Consider the following 24,515-nt stretch of genomic DNA (forward strand, 5'->3'; position numbering starts at 1 on the left):
CACTGATGGTCAGGGAGGAATAATTCTGGACGGAAGTAAATGGTTTATGCTGGTGATCCTTGGTTTTCTTTCGGCAATTTTTCTTTTATCCCTCTATGAATCCGGAAATTTGTCCCTGGGTATGAATGACGTTGATAATTGTGATGAAATAAACAGGTTAGATATTGCAGAAGCTTTGCGTAAAATATACAGTAATGATAGCGATTTTCAAAACCTGACAAAAGGTAACTACACAACTCCGGGGGCAATCTTCAATGAAACCGGAGAATCCGTAGTATGTATCCAGATAAACGGCTGGTATATTCATGAAGTAACCTTTGAGCTGCAGAACGGTACAATAAAAACCATCGGACCGTCCGAATCCCTGGAAGATCTTTACAGGGAAGCCGATTCCCTGAACGGGTCCGTAGTATCCGTTGATTCGCGAATCACAGGTGGAGAATTCTACATGATAACTATTGACACACCGAATAAAACAGTGACATCTATTGAAAAAGTGAGCGGGTACGACGAGTTGCCTGAATGGGCTAGAGGTCCTATAATCGTTTCAGAATATGAACCTGCTGATTAAGAAGAGGCTATTTCCAAACTTCTGGAAACAAGTGAGTATTCAAGGGAAGAGTAACTCGACCCTGTAAATCCATTTGGCAATAAAACGAACAAAAGTGAAGAATCTCTCTCCTGATATGTGTAATATTTAAGATAACTAATATTAAGAGGCTGTCTTAAAATTCAAATCATTTCTACATTTGGGTAGTACGCATTGTTGATCTTAAGTTCACTCCGTAAATTAATTAGATCTGACTTATTCGCTCGATGCATAATATCAAATGCATTAGACATCATGGTTAAAATTTAAACTTTAGACATTTAACGGTTCAATTCTACCGTTTTTCAATCCAAATACATGAGTCCTATCCCAATTGTATAATCAAATTGAATTTTAAGACACGCTCTAAGTATGATTTCAGGAAAAATGCCGTCTATAAAAATTCTCAAAATTTTAATCGATCTGTCAGCTCGGGGATATACCATTGGGCTTTCAATTAGTTTTTGGGCTTCGTAGAAGATTTAGAGCCTATCCGAAAAGTCGATAATGGCATGTTGCAAAGATTACGAGAAGGATATACTATCTGGGTTCCGTTCCGGTTGCTTATTGCCCAATGTAAAAGTTATAGCAAACTGCAGCACTTTTCGGATAGGTTCTTAATGTCTTACAGGTAGCTAATGTTTACAGGTACCCAATGTTTACAGGTACCCAATGTTTACAGGTACCTGATGTCTCACAGGACCTTTGGTATTTCGCTTCAAATACACTTTCAGCAGGTATGGTCATATAAGCTTTCTGTCCAGAGTCTCAAACAATCAAAGGTAGGGGAATAAGCACATACCTGAAAAGAATGTGAAAACAGTCATTTCGAAAGTTTTACCGGGAAAACATATAAAGATATAAATAAAATTTCGTGTAAAGTTAGTTTTCCGATTTTCTATAAACGTGCCAGCCACAGATATACTTATTATTGCAGTTTTGAAGGGATCTCAATTGAAAATAAGGACATCGATAGTTATCTTTTTACTGGTGGTTTCACTGATACCTGGATCAGGCTGTATTGACAGCAGTAGCGAACCTGTCAAAGAAACGAAACTGGATGAAGGAACAGACAATCAGGACGTTTCGTCCATTGATACAGCAGAAACCTCTCCTCCAGAGAATTTCTCTGACAGGAGCAATGCCCTTGAACTTGAAAAACAAAGAGCCTTTTCCGGATATTACAGTAAAGAAAACCTGCAGTTTGAGGCCGATGTTCCTGCTTATTCTTTGCCCCTGAAGGCTTCAGAGCTTGAAAATTTTTATCATTTCACCCAACAGATCTCCCTTACAAACGAAAACAGGAACTTATTGTACAAAAATGGGTTTGTTGTAATTGAAAATGAGGTTACTAAAGATCGATTTAAAGCGGAGCAGGTAAATGCAACTTACAGGAGCCTTAAAGTGGCTGGGGTCCCGATCTTCATCACAACGGATTCTCTTCTTCACCTTTATCATATCCAGTTTGATGAGACTTTAAAAAGAGTCGAAGAAGAGGAGTTTTATGACAAGCTCTGGGAACTTGATAAAGCTTTTCTTGAAGCTTCCATAGAAAATTATAATGAGGCAAAAGAAAACAATTCTTCATCTGAAGAAGTAACAGAGGCTGCAAGAAGAAATGTTGCATATTTTGCAGTTGCCCTTAGTTTGCTTGAAGAGAAACCGGATCCAAACAGGACCGAAGTCAAATCTACAGAGGAGCAGGGTTCCGAAGAATACAGCTTTGAAGTCCCTTCATTTGTAAAAGAAGAGGTTGAAACCGAGCTTGCTTTGATAGAAGCTCACGAAGGATTTGCTCGCTCCCCGATTTTCCTGTATGAAGAAGATTACTCTCAGTACGTCCCAAGAGGACATTACACGTCCTCTGAAAAGCTGATGAACTATTTCAGAGCCATGATGTGGCACGGTAGAATAAGTATGCTGCTCCGGTCGGATCTCATCACTGCAGAAGAGCAAACAATAGAAGGCTCAGCTACAGAAGATTCAACAGCAGAAGAATCAGCTTTGGAAGTATCAGAAAAGAAAGCAAAAATTCAGACTATTCAGGCCCTTTTAATTTCTGACCATTTTGACAGGGACGAAAGCCTTCGGGCCAGATGGGATCGGATCTACGATGTAACAGCTTTCTATGTCGGTTTTTCCGATGACCTCGGGCCCTATGAATACGCAAGAGCTCTTGATGCTGTTTTTGGTGGCAATAGAGAAAGGGTAAGCTTCGACAACGAAAACCTCACGGCACTGAAAACCGAGCTGGAAAAATATGAAAATCCGAAAATCTACGGCGGAACGGGGAAAATAATTCCTGCAGGTCCAGATACTGAAAATGAAACTCTTGACGCTACAAAAGGTTTCAGGTTCATGGGTCAACGATATGTTCCGGACTCCTATATTCTCCAAGTTCTGCACCCTCCTGCTCTGAATATAATGTATCTCCTCGGTTCTGAAAGAGCCAGAGAACATCTTATTAACCTGAATATTTCCGAAAGTGAAGGTTATAAAGTGCGTTACAGATCCCTTGAAAATGAATTTGGAGCTCTTGATGAAGAAGCCTGGAACAAAAACCTTTACTGGGCTCAACTATATGCTTTAAAGCCCCTCCTTGTAAGTTATCCGGCGGGTTATCCTACCTTTATGCAGACCGAAGCCTGGGAAGATAAGCAGCTTAACACCGCCCTCGCCTCCTGGACCGAACTAAGGCATGATACTATTCTCTATGCAAAGCAGGCTTACTTTACAGGTGCTCCCTACGTGCCGCCGGAGGAAAAACCGGTTCAAGGATATGTGGAGCCAGCTCCTGAATTCTATGCCAGGATGCTTGCTCTTACCAGAATGGCACATGCCGGGCTGGCTGATATGAAAGTGCTTGATGAGCAGTCGGATAAAGACTTTACAACTCTTGAAACCACTCTTGAAAAATTGCTGGAAATCTCAATTAAAGAACTTGAAAATAAAGAGCTAACGGATGAAGAGTATGAATTCATTAGAAATTTCGACCAGAATATAGCTCCAATGCTTGAGGACATCGATGGGGATGCCCAGAGCTCTGTCATGGTTGCAGATGTCTACACAAATCTGGGGAGCGTTTTGGAAGAAGGGACCGGAAAACTGGATCTGATGGTTGTAGCTTATAAACAGCCTGACGGCAGGATCGTGCTTGGAGCAGGTCCTGTAATGAGTTATTATGAGTTCTGGCAGCCTTCAGGAGAAAGGTTGACTGATGAAGAATGGAGAGAAATGTTAGAAAATGACCCTCCTGAAAGGCCGGAGTGGATAAGTTCCTTTAGGGGATAAAATATGCCATTCTGAATAGGTTATCTTTTTCACTTTCTTTTTTGAGCCTGTTTGCTAAAACCAAATTCAAGATGTGAGGAATTTGACTTGAAAATAAAGACATTGATAGTTATCTGTCTGCTGGCGATAACACTTATTCCCGGGTCCGGCTGTATTGATAGCAATAGTGAACCAGTCAAAGAAACAGGACTGGAAAAAGTAACCGATAAACAGGACAGTTCGCCCGATGTCACAGTAGAAACTGCCCTTGAGGGAAACTTCTCCGAGAAGAGTAATACCCTTGAACTTGAAACAGGAAGCTCCTTTTCCAGATATTACAGTAAAGAAAACCTGCAGTTCGAGGCCGGCGTTCCCGCTTATTCTCTGCCTCTAAAGGCTTCCGAAATTACAAATTATGACGATTTTATCCAAAAAATTCCTCTGACGAACAAGAACAGGGACTTACTGTACAAAAACGGGTTTGTTGTAATTGAAAGCAGAGCTTCTGGAAACCTGTTTGAGGCCGAGCCGGTAAGAGTAAACGAGATTTACAGCGCCCTGAAATCGGCTGATATTCCTATCTTCATTACGTCGGACTCTCTTCTTCATCTTTACCACATCCAGTTTGATGAGACCTTAAAACAGGTAGAAAAGGACGAATTTTATGATGATTTGTGGAAACTTGACAAAGCTCTTCTTGAAACCTCCATAGAGGATTATAACAGGTCGATAGAGGATAAAGCCTCTGAAGAAGTAACGGAAGCTGCAAGAAGAAATGTTGCGTACTTCGCCGTGGCTTTGAGCCTGCTCCAGCCGAAACCTGAGCAGATAGAGCAATCACAGAGATATTTAGGGAAAGCTACACTTTTTGATCCACAGAATGCGAAACAGTACAGTGTAGAAATCCCTTCATTTGTAAAAGCTGATGTAGAAGCCGAAATTGCCCTGATAGGAGCGCAAAAAGGAGGAATATCTCCTATTTTCAAGTATTATGAAGATTACTCTCAGTACATTCCAAGAGGGCACTATACAACATCTGAGAAATTAACTAATTATTTTAAGACCATGATGTGGCACGGTAGAATGAGCATGCTCCTTCGGCCGAACATGATCACTTCAGAAGAATCAATGGTAAAAGAATCAGTTACGGAAAAATCAGCTGCGGAAGAATCTGAAAAGGAGTCCAGAATTCAGACAATTCAGGCTCTTTTGATTTCTGACCATTTTGATAGGGACAAAAACCTCCGGGCTGAATGGGACAGAATTTACGATGTGACGGCTTTTTATGTCGGTTTTTCCGACGATCTCGGGCCTTATGAATATGCAAAAGCTCTGGACACCGTCTTTGGGAATGATAGAGAAGAATCAAGCTTCGACAACGAAAACCTTACAGCACTGAAGACCGAGCTGGAAAGATATGAAAACCCGAAAATCTATGGAGGTACAGGGGAAATAATTCCGGCAGGCTCAGAAACTGAAAACAAAACTCTTGAGGCTACAAAGGGATTCAGGTTCATGGGTCAGCGCTATACTCCCGACTCGTATATCCTCCAGAAACTCTATCCTCCAGCCCTGAACATCATGGACCTTCTCGGTTCCGAAAAAGCTAGAGAACACCTGAAAAATATGGGTTTTTCCGAAAACGAAGAATACAAAGAACGTCATTTGTCTCTGGAAAATGAATTTGAAGCTTTTGAAGGAGAGGACTGGAATAAAAACCTCTACTGGGCACAGCTATACGCCTTAAAGCCCCTGCTTGTAAGTTATCCAGAGGGCTATCCTACTTTTATGCAGACAGAAGCCTGGGAAGATAAACAGCTGAACGCGGCTCTTGCTTCTTGGACCGAGCTCAGACATGATACCATTCTCTATGCAAAGCAGGCTTACTTTGTAGGTGCGTTCTATGATCTGGAAGAAATACCTGTTCAGGGATATGTAGAGCCAGTGCCTGAATTCTATGCCAGGATGCTTGCCCTTACAAAAATGGCGCATAGTGGGCTGGCTGAAATGGAAGTACTTGACGAACAGTCGGATAAAGACTTTACAACTCTTGAAAGCACTCTTGAAAAACTGCTGGAAATCTCGATTAAAGAGCTTGAAAATAAAGAGCTGACAGATGAAGAATATGAGTTCATCAAAAGTTTCGAAAAAAATATAGCTCCAATGCTTGAGAACATAGATGAAGACACTCAGAGCTCTGTTGTGGTTGCGGATGTTCATACAGATCAGGAAGGGAGAGTTTTGGAAGAAGGAACCGGAAAACTGGACCTGATAGTAGTAGCCTATAAACAGCCCGACGGCAGGATCGTTCTTGGAGCAGGCCCTGTAATGAGTTATTATGAGTTCTGGCAGCCCTCAGGGGAAAGATTGACTGATGAAGAGTGGAGAGAAATGCTTGAAAATAAACCTCCTGAAAGGCCGGAATGGGTTGAGTCTTTTAAGTCGTAAAAGATGCTGTTCTTTATGGCTTCTTTTCCCCTTCTTTTTTCTTTCATGGATATGCTTACGTAACCCGGAAAAAAACAGTAGCATCCAAGAGCTCTATAACTCTAAAATTCTAAATAAAATACAGAATATTTATAGACACTGATGGTCAGGGAGGAATAATTCTGGACGGAAGTAAATGGTTCTCGCTGGTGATTCTTGGTATTCTCTCGGCAATTTTTCTTTTATCCCTCTATGAATCAGGAAATTTGCCCCTGGGTATGAATGACGTTGATAATTCTGGAGGGATTAACAGAGAGCCCGGATCGGAAATATTAAGAAAAATATACGCGAACGATAGTGATTTTCAAAACCTGACAAAAGGGAACTATACCTATGAAGTTGGAATCTTCAATGAAACAGGGGAATCTGTAGTATATATCCGGATTAACGGCTGGTATCTTCGCGAAGTAACTGTTGAGCTGCAAAATGGTACATTAAAAACCATTGGACCGTCCGATTCCCTGGAAGATCTTTATATGGAAGCTGATTCCCTGAACGGATCCGTAATATCCACTTATTCGAAAATGACCGGCGGAGAATTCTACATGATAACCGTTGACACGCCAAACGGGACAGTGAAATCGATTGAAAAGGTGGACGAATTGCCTGAATGGACCGCAGAAGCTGAAGTAGTGGGATCTGAGCTTATTCCCTGACATGACCTGACATGTCCTGACATAATCATGCAGATACGTTCGGTAATAAAATGACCGGTGGAGAACTCTACATGAAGAATAAATCCAAAAGACATTTTCTGCTCATCCTGTTCCTGGTATCCCTATCCATTTTTATTTCAGGTTGTGGGGAGAAATCCGGTGTTGAAGGGTTTACATCTGACATACGGCCCGACGGTGAAGAAGTCGTATCTAACATGCAGATGAAAATGGATAGTCTTGAAGACTATTCTTTCACAATGTATGTAAATTCAAGTTCAAGAGGGCAGAATCCGGAAATATATGAAGTTGTCTGGAAAAAACCTGATTTAATGAAAATGATTCTTTTAGGTCCGGATAATGATACGAAAATAATTATGGTCTCTGACGGAGATTTTCAATGGATTTACAGTTCCGAATCCGAGACTGTTTTCAAAGCGGAAACTTCGGATGATTTTGAAGGTTTGAAACTTTTTGAGCCTGATATTTATGCTGGTTTTTTGAACGGTTTCGTCCTTAGTGGGAGGTCACCTTCCCTCCTCGGGACCGAAAATATAGATGGAGAAAGCGTATATTTGCTTGAGCTCACACCTTATGGGAATAATGAATCACTTCAATCGAAATCAAGAATATGGGTCGACAGCGAAAACTGGATGCTTCTCGGGTATGAACTATATGACAGCAAAGGAAATGTTTATCTTGATATGGAAATTCGGGACCTGAGATTGAATACGGAAATTCCGGATTCTGAATTTGAGTTTAATATTCCGGATGGGGCACAGGTAAAGGTATTGGAGCCGGAGGACTTCAAAAATGAGCCTGAAAAAATGACACTTGAAGAAGCAAAACAACTTACTGATTTTGAAATACTTATCCCTGATTCTCTCCCGGAAGGATATGAATTTAATTATTCAACGGTATCTTCCGGTATCGATACGCCTTATTCTACTTTTCTCCATAGCGGCTTCAGCATTTTTGCAGGATACCCTCAAGAAAAGATCACTCTGGTATATACGAATGGGGAAGACGAAATACGTATTGTAGAAAGCATTTCTGAACAGAGTTTACCTGAAACTCAGAATTTTGAAAGTGAAGGAGAGCCTGTTCTGGTCAATAACAAGTCCGGTACGATTTCTTCGGTATTTGGAGGAAATATGAAAGCTCTGACCTGGCAAGATGGGGAACTCGAAATTACTATTTTTTCTTCTCTTGATAAGGGGGAGCTGCTTAATATCGCAGAATCCTTCTCCTGACATCCGAGAAGTTTTCAGAATGAAGTATGGGTGAAGTTACAGACTTCACATTCTTTTTTTTCTGTATAAAAGTACTGGTGATATTTGGGAGTTACAATCATTCTGTCAAAATCAATCAAATGATTTCTCACATAAAGTGTTACAATTGATGGAATTAATCGTAAATTGAGCGTTTATTGTTAGATGATATGGTGAAAAACTTTATACTTTATATCATATGTCTGAGAAAATAATTTCAGGAGTTCAAACGCACCTTCCAGAGTAGATTTGAACTCCATTGTGCCCGGCGGCATGGTTAGTGTTAGCTTTTCGGTTATTTAAGGTTTGCCTGATTCTGCCTCTGGAGTAAAGTAAAGAGGTTAAAGAATGATTGCAAACAGAAAATTTGGGATCGGCACATTACTTGCTGCAATATTTATCGTGAGCATGGCGTTTGTGCCGGCTGTGAGTGCACAGGAAGAATCATTAAATGGGACTGACACATTAAATGTAGTCAGCGTAAAACAAGCTGAGGAAGTTGCGTCTTTCTCTATAAAAGAGATTTCTGGATCTTTATCTAATTTTTCAGAATGGGGGGATGCAACAGTGAAACTTTCTACTGTCTACTACGATCTTGATGGTAAAAAGTCAGCCTATTCATTTAATATTATCGAAAATAAGCAACAAATAGGTCATATTTTTATTTCAGCGACAAAGGATAATTGCCCAGTTCTGGAGTTTTCAAAAGGTAAGATACCTAATGAAATTCCAGAATTTACAACTCGTTCTGAATCACTGGTACAAGAACATGCTAACAAACTAATATCTGAAAATAATTCTAAAGAAGAGCTGACTATTGGAAAGATGAAACCTCTTTACTTAGGCCCAACATTTTACTATGCAGAGTATACCCTAACCGATACTAAAGGTAATATCAAAGAAAAAGTAATAGTGGATTTGCCATTTTCTACTATAGTAAACTTTAATGAATCAAATGTGAATGTTCCTGTAGGTGAAGACTACTTTTTTAACAACACATATTTACAACAGCAACAAGAAATGAGAATACAAAATGCAAATGCACAATGGACTGCCTTAGAAAAAGAAATGGTTGATTCCTCAAGTTATTCTGCCTCTTCCAGTGTAGAATATTCGATCAGTGGTGTGCCATATTATCCCTGGCGCGATGGCTGTTCTCCAACTGCGGCTGGAATGGTATTAGGATATTGGGATACTCATGGGTATTCTAATTTCCCATCAAGAGATTATCTAATAGATGAATTAGCGGAAGCAATGGGTACAGATTGGCCAGGAAATGGAGCAACTTGGCCATGGAATATTGATGATGGCATAGAGACGGTTTGTGATACGTACAATTATCCCAGGTTTCAGGCAAGTAATGATTATGTCTCATGGAGCGAGGTAAAAACCGAAGTGAATGCAAATAGACCTTTCGTACTTAGCATGTTAAACGGCGGGACAGCTATTGGTTGCAGTCAGGACTATGGTGAGCATAGTGTTACTTGTATGGGATATTATGAGGGGAGTACTGATTATGTACTTTTACATGATACATGGAGTACAACCACTACACGCTACCTGGCTTTTGGAAGCTGGACCGGAGCTATGGCAACATGGGTCAAGTATGTGACTGGGTGAAGTGTGTGAGTTCATGAACTCACTAGATGCCGTTTGGGGGCTGGACTGGAAGATATGACAATAAGGGTGAGACCTTAATCGCCCATTATATTTTTTTGAATGGGGAATGTAAATGTTTTATAAGAAAGTGAATAAAAAGATAATATTTTTAATATTTTTGATAGTTGTTCTTATCGGAGTATGGCTTGTGCTTGACCTCATTAAAATAGGTCCAGGACTGCCCCCTTCAGAATCGATGCCTAAATGGTACATCCCTGGAGCTTGGCAAGGAAATGTAGAGAGCTGTACTTCATCTTTTCCGAAAATTTCACCTTATTGCAAAGTTGGAGTATTTTCCGGAGGAAAATTTATAAGTGTCTGGTACTTTGATGATGAATCTAAATTTCTAAACGGAGAAGAGATGCTTTATCTCCATCTGGAAGAAAACGGTAATGTGTTCCATCAGGAACTGAATATTAGTACAGAACTTCATGAAGAAATTGAAAGACGTGAAGTTGAAAATTTCCCTAATATCACATCTTTTAATTCAACAAGATATGAAAGCCCTAATACGTCGGGATACTTTATAGTATACGAGAGACCTTTCCTTAAAGGGAGAGAAGACTATTTCATAGCGTATTACGGAATCATGGGAACAACAAATCTCTCTGAAGAAACTCCAGCGCTGAAAAAATTGATTGCAGAATCCTTTTATATGTCTAATGAAGAAGGAAAAGTTGACGGTTTAAAGATGGGGAATAAAAAAGGAACGGGTAATTCGTTACTTCCATGGTTTTAACAAAAAGGTTAGCCCTCATTTGCATTTTTTTCGATGAGCAGATCCCAAAATTCAATACGTGACTCCATTGGTCATCAGCTAAGGAATTTTCTTGCCCGAAAGCTATCGATTTTGCACCATAAGTCTGCCTCAATTTTGCCCAATCTTCCTCAAATTGACACCTGCTCTATCTCCTTATACGTTAAAATTTTGAACATCTGTTGTGGAAATGGATGCAATATATCACGATTCCTTACTTAACCGAAGACGCATGGATATGAATTTAATTATTCAACGGTATCTTCCGGTATCGATACGCCTTATTCCACTTTTCTCCATAGCAGCTTTAGCATTTTTGCAGGATACCCTAACGAAAAGGTCACTCTGGTATATACGAATGGGGAAGACGAAATCCGTATTGTAGAAAGCATTTCTGAAAAGAGTTTACCTGAAACTCAGGATTTTGAAAGTGAAGGAGAGCCTGTTCCGGTCAATGACAAGTCCGGTACGATTTCTTCGGTATTTGGAGGAAATATGAAAGCTCTAACCTGGCAAGATGGGGAATTCGAAATTACTATTATTTCTTCTCTTGATAAGGGGGAGATGCTTAATATTTCCGAATCCTTCTCCTGATATCCGAGAAGTTTTCAGAACGAATAAAATAAAAGGTGAAGTTACAGACTTCACATTCTTTTTTGTTGTAAAAAAAGTACTGGCAACATTTGGGAGTTACAATCATTCTGTCAAAATCATCATGTAATTTCTCATATAAAGTGTTACAACTGATGAAAATAATCGTAAATTCAGCGTTTATTGTTAAATGATATGGTGAAAAACTTTATACTTTATATAATATGTCTGATAAAATAGTTTGTGGAGTTCAAACGCACATTCCAGAGTAGATTTGAACTCCATTGTGCCCGAAGGCATGGTTAGTGTTAGCTTTGCGGTTATTTAAGTTTTGTCTGATTCTGCCTCTGGAGTAACAAAATGGTGAGGTAGAAACAAATGATAAAAAATAAATTTGGAATAAAAATGCTAATTTTGGCAATTCTGCTGGTAAGCATGGCGTTTGTGCCGGCTGTGAGTGCCTCTTTTGAGAAAACCAATGAACAACAGATGCCAGAAGAAGTAAAAGAATGGATTGAAAAAAATACGGTGGATGAAGAAACAAAAATTTGGAGAGCGAAACAAACCGAACAATGGATGCAAAATCATACTGTAAATGTAACATCAACTACAACTTACAAATACTATAATGGGCAACTCGAAATAAAAGAAGTTTATACAAGTAAAGATCCTGAAAATAAAGCTAAAGTCAATGATTTTACAAAAATAAGTAAAATACCAATCAGCGCAAAAGATAAAATTACGATTTTAAATGGTGAGTCCTTCACTCTTGAAGAAGGAAACGAGAAAGTTATCGTAACTGAAAAAACAGTAGTAATAACAAGTCAAACTGATCCATACCCCTGGTGGGATTATGGCTATCAATATCCTCAGTGGACATGGTCAGAAGACAATGACCAGTATGCCAGAGAAGACCCGATAAATCTTGCATGGGAATATACAAATCTCAATACTGTAAAGTCTGTGATTTTAGACCAAGGATGGAAGGACAACATTTTCGAATATACTTATTATGTATCGGACCCGGTAAATGGTTGGATTGAAGATGATGGCGTTGCCACTGACGAAGAACGTTATCTTGGCGGTTATCACACAAGATTGTTTGAATTGAATAACGGAGATGTCGTGGGTGGCGCGCATCATGATGATCCATTCCCTCATGAAGCAGATGAATTTGAAACTGCTGAAGATGTGGTTGCTGAATTCTTTGACGGCAATGTAAATAACTGGTGGGTATTATATGATCACCGAGAGCTTGATAATGAAGTAGGAACGCCAAATTCAGAACCATGGAATGATGGAGAAGCCACTTGTATATATAAAGTAGGAAGTTAAGGGATCAAAATTCTGCAAGTACATATCAAACGGAAAATGATGAAAAAAAATCATCTTTCCTATTTTTAGGGGGCTTAAACATTAATTTCCAAAAGAAATTATTTCATCCTTTGATAATCTCTTTTGTAGTTGTTTGCATCGTAGCTGGTCTTGAAACTATAGATCTTTACAGGATATTTGGAACTTATGGTGAGAGATTTGAGACAGTTATTAATCTACTTATCTTCCCTGCAACTCCGATTATTTATGGGTGGATTGTAAAAGATAAGATAGGGGCAATTATAGTTGGAACAGTTCCTATTTTCATTCTTTTGTTTTTTGGAAATTTATTTTTTGGAAATCTTATCTATAAGGACGGTCTCAACATCAGCCGGTTTTTGACTATTCTTGTCTATGCTGTGAGTTTGGCAACTCTTGGTGGTTTAGCCGGGTATTTTTCATCAAAGAGAGAATTAAAGTACCTTATTATTTCCATTTTTTTTGGAATAATGTGGACTCCGGTTTTCTTAAGTGGAATCAATTGATTTTAAAATCTAACTGATGGCAATAATTTAATAATTTGGGGGTAATACTCCTGAAGGGTTGACTATAAACGGTGTGTGAGAGATGTAGCAGATATATGGAGTGATGCTGAATCATCTTTCAGTAACAGTTGAAGTATTGACTCATATAATAAATCTATATTCAAAGAAACGTATGAACTGGCTCCCGAAGAACACATAGCACAACCCAAAACACATAGCACAACCCAAATCATTATGGCTACTTCGATGGTCGATGCCATGGTCCGAAGGAAAATATACGTATTGGGCAGAGGGAGAATATGAATTTAAAGTTATTTTTGAAGGTGAAATTACGGATACCTACGGAACACTGCCACACCCATGGAATTCTGTAATTATAGAGCTCATCCCAAAACCTATTTTTATCCCTGCATCGGTCAAAATTTCAGAATTATTTTCATTATCTGTGACTCGATTGACTATTTCAGATTCAAGATTCGGAGAGCCGATTTTGAGTTTTGGGATAAGCTCATAGATATAGATGAAGCGAATGATTCTAACTCTCAAATCTGCATAAAAGAAATAACCGTCCATTGGTCATCGGTTAAGGAATTTTCTTGCCTGAAGGATATCGATTTTGCACCAAAAGTCGTCTTAAATTTTGTCCTTTTTACATGAAATCGATATCCAGTTCCAATCACCAATGGGATACAGTTTTTGAGAACTGTTACGAAAATGGAGGCAATTTATCATGATTCCTCACTTAACCGAAGACGCATGAATAACCGTCTAATCTTTTGAACCTGCGGTCATAGGAGGATTTCAAATGCAACATATCAGAAAAATACTTCTCTTCTTGCTGATCATACCCATAGTTGCAATTGTGGGTTATTATGCATTGATATTTCTTCTGGGCGGTCCGGCTTTACCTAATTTTTTTGAAATCAGAAATAATGATGCAGGGACCCATGAAGTAACTGTAGAAATATTGGACTCGCACAATAGTTCCATATTTGAAGAATCATACAAGCTTTATCCGGATGAAAGGGCTTCAGAAGCAAAACCGTTCGGTCTTCAATATTCTACTGGAATGAAAAAATATACATTCAAGATTACACTGGATAACGGAGTTGAAGAGGAAACCATTCCAGTACCCTTACATCGTTGGAGCACAGCTATCATAGTTATAGATTGGGAAAACGAAGACCCGATAATGATAATGATGGATATTGTTTGAGAGGAAGCTTGTCCAGGTATTTTCTAACAAGTTTACACATCACTGAAATTATATTTTTGTATTATAGGGGTTCAAACGAACCTTCCGGAGTAGATTCAAAATCCCGTTGTTCCCGGAGGCATGAGTTTATGCTATTATAACTAAGCGAATATTTTCGTACATTTACAGAATAACACAGATTGTTATCTTACTATTTTAGAAAGGAGTGACAAGGTGAGTCTATTTAATAAAATAATAGCAGTATTTCTAATTTTCTTTGTTTTGACAATGCTTCTTATAACAGCACCATGGCGTTCACAACAATCGAACCACTTTATACAATCAAGAATTATGATGAACATCCACATAATGCAACTGTCAGAATTACTGGGTACAATGGAGAGTATTTTGGAGAAACAGATTATCAACTCAATTCAGGACAAACTGTAAGTGTAGAAAAACCAAGAAAGCTCTTAATGAAATGGTCGAACCCATTTAAAGATGGGTATTTACACTATGCGTCCGGGGATTATCATTACTATATTGTATCTGAGAATATGTCAACAACTTATTATTCTACTCCGCACCTTACAAACACTGTAATCTTTGAACTAATCAATGAAAGTGGAGAATTCAACGTATTCATTACAGAAACTACGTAAAAAAGGAAAAATTAAAAATGGGGATGGGTTCCACATAATACCTATTTTTAAGTGGTTTATTTCATTGCAAAAAAAGTACTGGTAATATTTAACAGTATATATTTTTCTGACCAAACTCTCAAACAATTCTCCTTATTATATATTACTGTTAAAAAATATAATCATAACTATTACATGCAATTTGGTTGTTGAATACGCTGGTAAGAAAACTTATAAAGAGCTATCTAAATGTAGTTTATGGAGTTCAAACATAGAAACTCAAGTTGAATTATTGAGAGGTTTTATTGTATGGAAGACACGACCTCGGTTCTAAATAAAACTCAGGAAGTAGTTGGAGTTTTATTTGGAGTCGTATTATTTTATTCTTGGCTCATATTTATATCTGATATAAAAATGTTATTTTTTTCAGAAACGATGTTTGTAAATGGCAACGAAATGACCAAGGCTCAATATTGGGGTCAAGTAGATCAATGGCTTGGAGCAGGTCTTATTTTATTTTTTTTGATTTTTGGACACTATTTACTGTATAGTAAGAACATGAGCAGTATTGAAAAAAGTCGTGACATCATCGGTATGAAAAGCGCATTAATAGGCTTTATTCTGTGGCTCTTAATAGCAATAATTACTTTTTTATCTAAAATTACTATTCCTTATTCTCTCAATATAGCCGGTGGATACATTATAATAATTTCCATTTATTTTTTAATGAGAAAGAATCTATATGAAATTTCAGATTTCGGGCAATAACAGAATAGTTTTGGCATGTTATTTACATTATAACTTTTGACCTTCCTTTACTATACTCAAACGGTCTCTAACTCCTTTGACATCATAGAATCAAAGTAGCTCGTACTCACAGCTTACTTACATTCGTGCAGACTGAGGCTTAGGAAGAGCGGCTTGACACAGTCCTCGCCTTTCGGACTGAATTCAGGCATGACAACTATCTTTACACTGCCGCATACATGGAGTTCTGTAATTATGGGTATAGATGAAATGAATGATTCTAACTCTCAAATCTGTATATCAGAAATAACCGTATAAGCTTTTGAACCTGCGGTCATAGAGGAATTTCGAATGCAAAATATCAGAAAAATACTTTTCCGCCTGTTGATCATACCCATAGCTGTAATTGTGAGTTATTATGTGTTAATGCTTCTTGCAGGCGGTCCAGCCTTACCTGATTTTGTTGAAATCAGAAATAACGATACGGAGCCCCACGAAGTAACTGTAGAAGTATTGGACTCACATAACAGTTCCATATTCAAAGAATCATATAAGCTGCATCCAAACGAAACGATTTCTGAGGCAAAGCCGTTTAGTCTTCTATATTCTATTTATATGAAAGAATATACATTCAGGACTACACTGGATAATGGAACTGAAGAATCAACTATTACAATAACTTTACATCGTTGGAGCACAGCTATCATAGTTATAGATTGGGATAACAGGTATCCAATAACGACAATGGTAAAGGTCGAAACTGGTAACCATTGAAATGGTTTGAGAAGTTGATTATTCAGGTATTCTCTGATACTTTTTACATCACTGATATCACATCTTTGTATGATAGGAAGCCGTCTACTTCAAAAGTGTAGTTCTCTCAAACCCTATTGGTGGCACAAACCTGAAGTTCCAACCACCATATTTTTTCATTTTGGCTTTCAGGAGAAAGCTCAAACTGATTAATGTTAAAACCGGAGCGCATTAATGGTATGCCATAATAACAAATAGTTATGCCTGGTAAGAAGTTATTTTCTACTTAATTCATCTCCGGGGCCGGACTTTTCGCTGGAAGCTATGTTTTCCTGAAATGTTCTCTCCACCGGAGTTCCAATGGCAAGGCTGTCGTAACTTCCGGAACTCTCCCGTCCTGAGACAGTAAGGATTTTAAGCGTTTGATAGCTAATCCCTGGACTTCGATCAAATTAACCGAAATTCCTATTCTCTTTTCACAGGTTCCTGTTCGAAATGACAGAATATTAATATTACTTTATTAATATGGTCTCTCAAGTTTCAATAAGATTAACTATCAGTAAAATTAATCCTTATCTACATTCAGTCTTCAGGTTATGATTCTTACGTCATTATTATCGTTAATCTGTAACCTTCATTGACCTTTGACTGTCATCAATAAAACCCTTAATTCATGATTGCCATGACAAATCCACCAAGGCTTATTGCATGGGAACTTACTGCGGGCTGCAACCTTAACTGCGTACACTGCAGGGGAGCTTCCACATCCTCGGTTCCCGAAGGCGAGCTTACTACCGAAGAAGCCAAGCACTTCATTGACGAGGTTGTAGAGCTTGGAAAGCCCATCCTCATCCTGAGCGGAGGTGAACCTCTTACCAGGTCGGACGTTTTTGAAATTGCCCGCTACGCTACCGATGCCGGGCTTCGTGTGGTGCTTGCAACAAACGGGACCCTTCTTACCCCTGAACTTGTAGAGAAATTAAGAGCTGCCGGAGTGCAGAGGCTCAGCGTAAGTATCGACGGAGCGACTGCAAAGACCCATGACGAGTTCAGGGGCGTTCCGGGAGCCTTTGATAGGACCCTTGCAGGCATTGAAGTCCTCAGGAAAGACGGTTTTCCTTTCCAGATCAACACCACGATTTCAAGGCGCAACCTTGAGGAAATCCCGAAGACCTTTGAGCTTGCAAAAGATCTCGGGGCAGTTGCGTATCATGTCTTTTTCCTTGTGCCGACAGGCAGGGGAGAAGAATCCGATGAGGTTTCCCCGGCAGATTACGAGCGTGTTCTGCACTGGTTCTATGACATGCAGAAAGAATCGGAAATCCAGTTGAAGGCGACCTGTGCTCCTCACTATTTCAGGATAATGCGCCAGCGGGCAAAAAAAGAAGGCATCGAAATCTCCGTAAAGACCCACGGCTACGAAGCCATGACAAAGGGCTGCCTCGGAGGGACAGGCTTCTGTTTCGTATCAAGCGTTGGAGAGGTCTATCCCTGCGGCTACCTTCCCGTACTTGCCGGAAATATCAGGGAACAGCCTTTTAAAGAGATCTGGGAAAACTCCGAAGTTTTCAGGAAGCTGAGAGATCCCGAAGAGCTTAAAGGAAAGTGCGGGATATGTGAATACAAAAAGGTCTGCGCGGGCTGCAGGGCAAGAGCCTATGCTGCTACGGGCGACTATCTCGAAGAAGAGCCTTACTGCATATACAGGCCCGGAAAAAAATGATAGTGATCCAGATGATTGACATTGAAAATTATAAAGATCGGCTCCATAAAGAGGCTGCCGATTTTTCCTGTGATATGGATCCTTATGACGGGGAAGTTCCGGTAATAGAACTTGATGAGACCGACAAAAGAATCCTCAACCTTATCCAGCAGGAAGTCCCCCTCGAAGTCGAACCTTTTGCAAGGTTAGGCGAGATTCTCGGGCTTCCGGAAACTGAAGTCATTGAAAGGCTGCGTGAACTCAACAGGAAAGGGGCAGTAAGAAGGGTAGGCCCTGTCCTCAGCATGAGAAATATGGGGGGCGTAAGTACTCTTGTAGCCCTGAAAGTGCCCGATTCCCGCATAGAGGAAATTGCTATTTTTATTAACGAGTATCCCGAGGTTTCCCATAATTATCTCAGAAGTGCTGCACAATATAATCTCTGGTTTACGCTTTCTGCTCCTAATAAAAACAGGCTTGAGAGGATTCTCGGCGAAATTCGGGAGAAAACAGGTTGCCCTCTTCTTGATCTTCCTACAAAGCATCTGTTTAAGATTCAGGTAAAGTTTGATATCAGGTGAAATTATGGATAAAACGGATGTAAAACTTCTAAAACTCGTGCAGGATGGAATTCCTATCACTCATTCTCCTTTCAAAGGGTTTGCTTCCGAACTTGGAATAAGTGAACAGGAGGTTGTTGACAGGCTTAAAAAGCTCCAGAAAGCCGGGAAGATCCGTCGCTTTGCGGCTTCAATCGGACACAGAGCCATAGGCATAACAGCCAATGCAATGTGTGTCTGGAATGTTCCTGATGAGCAGATCGAAACGGTAGGGAATATCATGGCGGACTTTCCCGAAGTGACGCACTGTTATGAGCGTCCCCGTTATCCTGACTGGCAGTACAATCTGTTTACGATGGTGCATTCCTATACTCCCGAAGATTGCAAAAAAGTGGCTGAAAGGATCTCGGAAGCTACCGGGATTAAGGATTATACCCTTTTCTTCAGCGACAGAGAATTCAAGAAAACAGGAGTAAGGCTTTAAAAGCCGGAGGTAAATAAGACTGAGCGGCTTTGAGGCTGGCTGTAAAAGCGGGCTTTAAGGCATTAATCATCCATTTATTATTCGTTTGTTAAACACTTATTACCATATTATTGTCAATTTATTATATATTTACGCAAAATTTATTAATTATTTATATTCATTCACCAGAGCTTTCATTTGCGAGGTCCCTGAAAATGGCTGAAACAAATAATTTTCTCCCCCTCATGCTTGACCTTTCAGGTAGGAAAATCGTGATTTTTGGGGGTGGCTCCGTTGGGGAGCGCAAGGCTGAGCTTTTCTGCGGCTGCGCGGATACCGTTGTCGTCAGCCTTGACTTCTCCGAAAAGCTGCAGGAACTCGGGGCATCAGGGCAGGTTCGGCTGCTCAGGCTTGACCTTGCAGCAGCGACGGACTCCGAGCTAGGGGAAATCATTTCAGGGGCTTTTCTCGTTATTCCTGCAACCAGCAGTTCCGAACTTAATCGGAAAATCACTGATATTGCAGGGGAAAGCGATATTTTGATTAATCAGGTGGATGCTTTAGGTAGTGTCGTAATCCCCTCTGTCATCAAAAGAGGAGACCTTGTGATAGGGATTTCCACCCTCGGGCACAGTCCTGCGGTCTCGAAATACACCCGCAGGCAGATAGAAGGGGTGATAACTCCTGCATATTCCGATATGATCCGGCTTCAGGACGAACTGAGGACTTATCTCAAACTGCACGTAAAGGAGCAGAGGAAAAGGAAAGCGCTTCTCTGGAAGGTCCTGGAAAGCGAGGGTGTCTGGAACGGCTTTTCCGAATCTTATGAAAAGGCTGCAGAAAATGCGTATGCAATAATCTCGGATAAGCTCGAATAATTTCAAATAATATCGAACAATCAATCTTTAAATGGAAACCCTTTAGTAAAAAAATGGCTGAAGATTTCCGGACAAGTTTAATTTACAACTCCCTATATTATTCATTCTATTTCCTGTATTCATTCTATCCGGAGGCTCTCTGTGACAGAAATCTCAAGTATGGTTATATCCCATAAAAAAGCAAAGATTGAGGAAATGGAGTCCGCCTGGCACGGAGATCTGGACGGGCTGCTCAATAACCTGTACCACCATGAATATGTATACGAGTGCGTCGTCTTAAAAACCTGCAACCGTGTTGAAATCTACGTTGTTTCCCCCAAAAGCAGCAGTGTACTTTTCTCTTTTGCAAAAGAAATGGGAGCTTCCACCCATATCATCGACTTTTACGGGCATGACGAGTCCCTTGAACACCTGCTCAGGCTTGCAGGGGGGCTTGAGTCCATGATTGTAGGAGAAGACCAGATTCTCGGGCAGATAAAGGATCTCTACGCTTATTCAAAGAAAGCCGGAACCACGGGCAAAATCCTTGATACGGCTTTTGAAAAAGCTATCCAGGTAGGTAAGCGAATCCGGAACGAAACCCGGATCAATAAAGGTTCGGTCTCCATAGGTTCTGCGGCTGTGGATCTTGCCGAAGATATCTTCGGGGGGCTCACGGGAAAATCCGTGCTCGTAATCGGAGCCGGAGAAATAGGAGTCCTGGTCGCAAAGGCTCTTGCCGAAAAGGACATCGAGGCTATTTACATTGCAAACCGCACTTTTAAGAAAGCTGAAGAAATCGCCTACGAGCTCGGAGGGTATGCGGTCAGGCTTGATGATATAAGAGGGCATCTCCCGGACGCAGATGTCGTGATCAGCGGTACCGGAGCTCCTCATTATATTCTTACTCGGGAGATGATTGAAGAAGCCCTGGATGGCAGAGAAAGAAAACTTCTTCTTATCGATATCGCAAATCCCCGGGATATTGAGGAATCCGTCGCAGAGCTTGAAAATGTTGAGCTCTGCAATATTGATAACCTGAGGGTCATAAGTGAAAGGACCCTGAAGATGCGAAAAGAAGAAGCAAAAAAGGCTGAGGCCATTATCCAGGAAGAAATCCGGCTTTTGAATATCCAGTACAAACGCCAGAAAGCCGACCGTTTGATTTCCGAGCTTTACAGGCAGGTCTACGATGTCCGGGTTAGGGAGAGGGAAAAAGCCGTCAACCGGCTCAGCGCCTATCATACTATCGGGGAGATCGAAACCGAGGTGCTTGACGATCTCACTCATTCGATCGTTAACAAGATCCTGGCCGAGCCTACCAAAGTCCTCCGCCAGGCTGCAGAACTCGGAAATGAGGAGTTCCTTGATGTGGTTTCAAGGGTCTTCTGTCTTGAAAAGGATAAGGCAAAACTTGAAAAAATAAACCAGGCAAAGTTTGAACAGATAGAACCCGGCTGTGCAAAAGAACAGGCTGCAGTTAAAGAACAGACAGCGGTTAAAGAGCAGGCCGTGGTTAAAGAACAGGCAGCTGTTAAGGATTAAATCCACAATGTGCTGGAAAGCCGATACAAATTACCCGTATGTAGAAATAATTCCGAAAGAATCATTCAGATAAAATCAACTTCTCGGGAATTAATTTCCGGATTAAAGCAATTTGCAGTAAAAAATTCATATTTCAGGAGTGATCACATGTTTCCAGATGTCAGGTTGAGAAGGTTGAGAAAGGGAAAAATCAGGGATCTTATCCGTGAAACGACACTGTCGGTTAACGACCTGGTCATGCCTATTTTTGTGAACGAGAATATCGATTCCCCGGTTGAAATCTCTTCCATGCCCGGGATATACAATTTTCCCCTCTCCGAGGTTGCAAAAGAGGCAAAAGAGACTGCGGACCTCGGGATCCCGGCAGTGATCCTTTTCGGAGTTCCTGCCTTCAAGGACGCTGAAGGGAGCTCTTCCTGCGGGGAAACCGATATTGTCCAGGAAGCTGTAAGGAGGATCAAAGCCGAACTTGGAGACCGACTTGTGGTGATCACGGATATCTGTATGTGTGAGTACACAAGCCACGGGCACTGCGGGATAATAGACTTTGAAACCAAGGAAATCCTCAACGACCCGACGCTCGAAGTCCTCGGGAAGATTGCTGTCAGTCATGCAAGAGCCGGGGCTGATATGGTAGCTCCTTCGGGAATGATGGACGGAATGGTAGACGCAATCCGACAGGCACTTGATTTCAGTGGGTTTGAGAATGTTCCCATAATGTCCTATGCCGCAAAATACCATTCCTGTTTCTACGGTCCTTTCAGGGAAGCTGCCGAATCCGGCTATTCTTTCGGAGACCGTTCGACCTACCAGATGGATCCTGCAAACAGTGACGAAGCGCTCAGGGAGGTAACTCTTGACGTGGCGGAAGGTGCAGATATCCTGATGGTAAAGCCTGCTCTCCCCTATCTGGATATTGTCTACAGAGTCAAGACCGAGTTCGACATGCCAACAGCCGCATATAACGTAAGCGGAGAGTATTCCATGATCAAGGCAGCCGCAGCTAACGGGTGGCTTGACGAGAAAAAAGCCATTTACGAGTCTCTTATCTCGATCAAGAGGGCAGGGGCGGATTTCATTATCACTTACTTTGCAAAAGATGCTGCCCGGATGCTGAAGTAAGAACTCCTTTTCAGGTATTCCCTTCTTCTGGAGCTTAGACCAGGGCTTCCTTCCCGGCTCCTTTTTGCATTTTATTTTTGAGCCTGCCTGTTAATTGCCTGTTAATTTTACCTGTATACTGTTCTTAAGGAGTGCTTCCATCGATAGCTGCTTAATAGGTGAAGGCTCTGTTGTTATAAAGATAAGTAGGGCATAGATAAAGATGGCTGGAACATAGATAAAGATGGCTGGGGCATAGATAAATATGGCTGGAGCATAGATAAAGATAAGTGGAAATGATAAGTGGAGTACAGGATGAGCATAACTTGATCCAGAAGCTTATTCAAAAATGAAAATTTGCTTTATTTTAATTTGCTCTGGTTTGCTTTAATTTGCTCAAGTGAGTCGGTTAACTCAATTGATTAAGTTAAGGTTTTAAATTAATCTGATAAATTCTTCAGGTGTTTTATCCCGAAATTATTTCGCGCTAAATATGTCGGTTGTAATCCCTTATCTTTTGTGAAACTTAATGGAAAAAAGATACGTTGGATCATTGCTCAAAAATCGAAAGGTGAATCTACCTCGACGATAGCTGAGATCCAGGGGATCTCAGCCCGTCGAGTTCAGCAGATCTACAAAGAATACGTTGAAACTGGTCAGCTTCCTCAAGTTGGCATTAATCTTGGAAGACCAAAGAACCCCTTATCCTCCTCTGATCAGGAATTGATTGACCAAACTTACTCTGATTATAAGTTTGGAGCCTGTTACCTTGAGATTCTCATCGAAGGCAAATATAATCGTAAGATATCTCATAACAGAATCCATAACTACCTACTTAGCATGGACCTTGCCAAGGAAAACCGAAAAAAGAAACAGAGAAGAAAATGGTGTAGATACGAACGCGAACACAGCATGTCTGCTGCACACATCGATTGGCATGAGAATCCCCTGTTAGGACTGCAAGTCTGTGCCATTCTTGATGATTCATCAAGAATGATAATTGCAGGTGGAGAGTACGTTCATTGCAACACGGAGAACACCATTAAAGTGATTGATGAACTTGTCAAAGAGTACTGGGACATATACCCTTTAAGAGAGCTCATTATGGATCATGGAAGTGAATTCGGGGCTCACAGGATTAATAAGGATGGTTCATGGGATAGTGACTTTAAAAGATGCATTGAAGAACTTGGAATCAAACCAATACTTGCAAGGGTAAGACATCCTCAGACAAACGGAAAAATAGAGAAATGGTTCGATACATATCAAAGGTTTAGAGGAGAGTTTGAATCATTTGAAGAATTCGTACAGTGGTATAACAAGAGGCCACATGGAGCTTTGAAACTTGAACAGTTAGAATCGCCACAGGAAGCATTCTGGAATAGATTACCAGTTGAGGCAAAGTTCAGAATAGGAGTGAGATTGTTTGGGTGGTGAAAACATGGACAAGAGGAAAAAAGTTTCAAAGCGAAATTATTTCAGGACAAAACAGATAAATTCTTCAGGTATTAGCCCTAGCTGCCTGATTATTGACGAGCTCATCCCAAAACTCAAAATTTGCTTCTTGAGCTTGTATTTCGAGTAATCAATCAAGCTCATGATCCTGAAAACAATCCTGAAAACAATCCTGAAAACAATCCTGAAAACAATCCTGAAAACAATCCTGAAAATTCCCAAAGATTAAGAATAAAGGTGACTTTTGGGATAGCCTCAATAAGAACAGGCATTAAATGGTTTGAAGCGAAATGGAACATTACAAGAAATGCTATTAATCAATTTATAAGAAGGTCAATCTATATCTTAACCTGAAAATTA

Annotated in this window: 22 protein-coding genes; all 22 read left to right on the forward strand. The window is 40.4% G+C overall.

What is annotated here, in order from left to right; translation table 11 throughout:
* Positions 1-46 precede the first annotated feature (46 nt).
* Positions 47-571, forward strand: a complete 525-nt coding sequence (locus MA_RS02940) for a hypothetical protein (RefSeq protein WP_011020608.1) — start codon at positions 47-49, stop codon at positions 569-571.
* A gap of 972 nt (positions 572-1,543) precedes the next feature.
* Entirely contained in the window at positions 1,544-3,880 is a 2,337-nt protein-coding gene (locus MA_RS02945) for a DUF3160 domain-containing protein (RefSeq protein ID WP_048064911.1), read from the forward strand.
* 87 nt (positions 3,881-3,967) lie between these two features.
* On the forward strand, positions 3,968-6,307 hold the full coding sequence (locus MA_RS02950) for a DUF3160 domain-containing protein (RefSeq protein ID WP_226990739.1): 2,340 nt from the start codon (positions 3,968-3,970) through the stop codon (positions 6,305-6,307).
* 188 nt (positions 6,308-6,495) lie between these two features.
* Positions 6,496-7,002, forward strand: coding sequence for a hypothetical protein (locus MA_RS02955; protein ID WP_011020611.1), 507 nt, complete (start codon positions 6,496-6,498; stop codon positions 7,000-7,002).
* Positions 7,003-7,073: 71 nt separating this feature from the next.
* A complete protein-coding gene (locus MA_RS02960) occupies positions 7,074-8,252 on the forward strand; it encodes an outer membrane lipoprotein-sorting protein (protein WP_048066117.1) in 1,179 nt (392 codons plus the stop codon).
* A gap of 366 nt (positions 8,253-8,618) precedes the next feature.
* On the forward strand, positions 8,619-9,890 hold the full coding sequence (locus tag MA_RS02965) for a C39 family peptidase (protein WP_011020613.1): 1,272 nt from the start codon (positions 8,619-8,621) through the stop codon (positions 9,888-9,890).
* Between the two features lie 112 nt (positions 9,891-10,002).
* A complete protein-coding gene (locus tag MA_RS02970) occupies positions 10,003-10,668 on the forward strand; it encodes a hypothetical protein (RefSeq protein WP_011020614.1) in 666 nt (221 codons plus the stop codon).
* A 363-nt stretch (positions 10,669-11,031) separates the two neighbouring features.
* Positions 11,032-11,280: a hypothetical protein gene (locus MA_RS26450; RefSeq protein WP_226990924.1), complete on the forward strand. Its 249-nt coding sequence runs from the start codon at positions 11,032-11,034 to the stop codon at positions 11,278-11,280.
* Between the two features lie 375 nt (positions 11,281-11,655).
* Entirely contained in the window at positions 11,656-12,612 is a 957-nt protein-coding gene (locus tag MA_RS02975) for a hypothetical protein (protein WP_011020615.1), read from the forward strand.
* Positions 12,613-12,722: 110 nt separating this feature from the next.
* Positions 12,723-13,136, forward strand: a complete 414-nt coding sequence (locus tag MA_RS02980) for a hypothetical protein (protein WP_011020616.1) — start codon at positions 12,723-12,725, stop codon at positions 13,134-13,136.
* Positions 13,137-13,389: 253 nt separating this feature from the next.
* Positions 13,390-13,650 (forward strand): hypothetical protein, encoded by a 261-nt coding sequence (locus MA_RS26455; RefSeq protein ID WP_157860090.1) that lies wholly within the window; start codon positions 13,390-13,392, stop codon positions 13,648-13,650.
* 291 nt (positions 13,651-13,941) lie between these two features.
* The gene (locus tag MA_RS02990) at positions 13,942-14,352 is read left to right on the forward strand and encodes a hypothetical protein (protein ID WP_011020618.1); all 411 of its coding nucleotides are present in this window, start codon (positions 13,942-13,944) and stop codon (positions 14,350-14,352) included.
* Positions 14,353-15,281: 929 nt separating this feature from the next.
* Complete coding sequence (locus MA_RS03000; RefSeq protein ID WP_011020620.1) at positions 15,282-15,740, forward strand: hypothetical protein; 459 nt, start codon at positions 15,282-15,284, stop codon at positions 15,738-15,740.
* 330 nt (positions 15,741-16,070) lie between these two features.
* Positions 16,071-16,493, forward strand: a complete 423-nt coding sequence (locus MA_RS03005) for a hypothetical protein (RefSeq protein WP_048064914.1) — start codon at positions 16,071-16,073, stop codon at positions 16,491-16,493.
* Positions 16,494-17,145: 652 nt separating this feature from the next.
* Positions 17,146-18,195, forward strand: a complete 1,050-nt coding sequence (gene ahbD / locus MA_RS03010; protein WP_011020622.1) for a heme b synthase — start codon at positions 17,146-17,148, stop codon at positions 18,193-18,195.
* A complete protein-coding gene (gene ahbA / locus MA_RS03015; RefSeq protein WP_011020623.1) occupies positions 18,192-18,755 on the forward strand; it encodes a siroheme decarboxylase subunit alpha in 564 nt (187 codons plus the stop codon). The genes ahbD and ahbA overlap by 4 nt, the downstream gene beginning before the upstream one ends.
* Positions 18,756-18,759: 4 nt before the next feature.
* Positions 18,760-19,218: a siroheme decarboxylase subunit beta gene (ahbB, locus tag MA_RS03020; protein WP_048064915.1), complete on the forward strand. Its 459-nt coding sequence runs from the start codon at positions 18,760-18,762 to the stop codon at positions 19,216-19,218.
* A gap of 194 nt (positions 19,219-19,412) precedes the next feature.
* Positions 19,413-20,075 carry a precorrin-2 dehydrogenase/sirohydrochlorin ferrochelatase family protein gene (locus MA_RS03025; protein ID WP_011020625.1) on the forward strand — a complete coding sequence of 221 codons (663 nt, stop codon included), beginning with the start codon at positions 19,413-19,415 and terminating at the stop codon, positions 20,073-20,075.
* Positions 20,076-20,216: 141 nt separating this feature from the next.
* Positions 20,217-21,599: a glutamyl-tRNA reductase gene (hemA, locus tag MA_RS03030; protein WP_011020626.1), complete on the forward strand. Its 1,383-nt coding sequence runs from the start codon at positions 20,217-20,219 to the stop codon at positions 21,597-21,599.
* A gap of 147 nt (positions 21,600-21,746) precedes the next feature.
* On the forward strand, positions 21,747-22,721 hold the full coding sequence (gene hemB / locus MA_RS03035; RefSeq protein ID WP_011020627.1) for a porphobilinogen synthase: 975 nt from the start codon (positions 21,747-21,749) through the stop codon (positions 22,719-22,721).
* 498 nt (positions 22,722-23,219) lie between these two features.
* The gene (locus MA_RS03040; protein ID WP_011020628.1) at positions 23,220-24,137 is read left to right on the forward strand and encodes an IS481-like element ISMac4 family transposase; all 918 of its coding nucleotides are present in this window, start codon (positions 23,220-23,222) and stop codon (positions 24,135-24,137) included.
* A gap of 120 nt (positions 24,138-24,257) precedes the next feature.
* Entirely contained in the window at positions 24,258-24,509 is a 252-nt protein-coding gene (locus MA_RS26460) for a hypothetical protein (RefSeq protein ID WP_011020629.1), read from the forward strand.
* Positions 24,510-24,515 lie beyond the last annotated feature (6 nt).

This window comes from Methanosarcina acetivorans C2A (assembly GCF_000007345.1).
In the GTDB taxonomy this organism is placed as follows: domain Archaea; phylum Halobacteriota; class Methanosarcinia; order Methanosarcinales; family Methanosarcinaceae; genus Methanosarcina; species Methanosarcina acetivorans.

What these genes read in the sequence shown, in the direction of transcription:
- MA_RS02940 (WP_011020608.1), top strand. Translation starts at nt 47, where the DNA reads ATGCTGGTGATCCTTGGTTTTCTTTCGGCAATTTTTCTTTTATCCCTC.
- MA_RS02960 (WP_048066117.1), top strand. Translation starts at nt 7,074, where the DNA reads ATGAAGAATAAATCCAAAAGACATTTTCTGCTCATCCTGTTCCTGGTA.
- MA_RS02965 (WP_011020613.1), top strand. Translation starts at nt 8,619, where the DNA reads ATGATTGCAAACAGAAAATTTGGGATCGGCACATTACTTGCTGCAATA.
- MA_RS02970 (WP_011020614.1), top strand. Translation starts at nt 10,003, where the DNA reads ATGTTTTATAAGAAAGTGAATAAAAAGATAATATTTTTAATATTTTTG.
- MA_RS02975 (WP_011020615.1), top strand. Translation starts at nt 11,656, where the DNA reads ATGATAAAAAATAAATTTGGAATAAAAATGCTAATTTTGGCAATTCTG.
- MA_RS26455 (WP_157860090.1), top strand. Translation starts at nt 13,390, where the DNA reads ATGCCATGGTCCGAAGGAAAATATACGTATTGGGCAGAGGGAGAATAT.
- MA_RS02990 (WP_011020618.1), top strand. Translation starts at nt 13,942, where the DNA reads ATGCAACATATCAGAAAAATACTTCTCTTCTTGCTGATCATACCCATA.
- MA_RS03000 (WP_011020620.1), top strand. Translation starts at nt 15,282, where the DNA reads ATGGAAGACACGACCTCGGTTCTAAATAAAACTCAGGAAGTAGTTGGA.
- MA_RS03005 (WP_048064914.1), top strand. Translation starts at nt 16,071, where the DNA reads ATGCAAAATATCAGAAAAATACTTTTCCGCCTGTTGATCATACCCATA.
- ahbD (WP_011020622.1), top strand. Translation starts at nt 17,146, where the DNA reads ATGATTGCCATGACAAATCCACCAAGGCTTATTGCATGGGAACTTACT.
- ahbA (WP_011020623.1), top strand. Translation starts at nt 18,192, where the DNA reads ATGATAGTGATCCAGATGATTGACATTGAAAATTATAAAGATCGGCTC.
- ahbB (WP_048064915.1), top strand. Translation starts at nt 18,760, where the DNA reads ATGGATAAAACGGATGTAAAACTTCTAAAACTCGTGCAGGATGGAATT.
- MA_RS03025 (WP_011020625.1), top strand. Translation starts at nt 19,413, where the DNA reads ATGGCTGAAACAAATAATTTTCTCCCCCTCATGCTTGACCTTTCAGGT.
- hemB (WP_011020627.1), top strand. Translation starts at nt 21,747, where the DNA reads ATGTTTCCAGATGTCAGGTTGAGAAGGTTGAGAAAGGGAAAAATCAGG.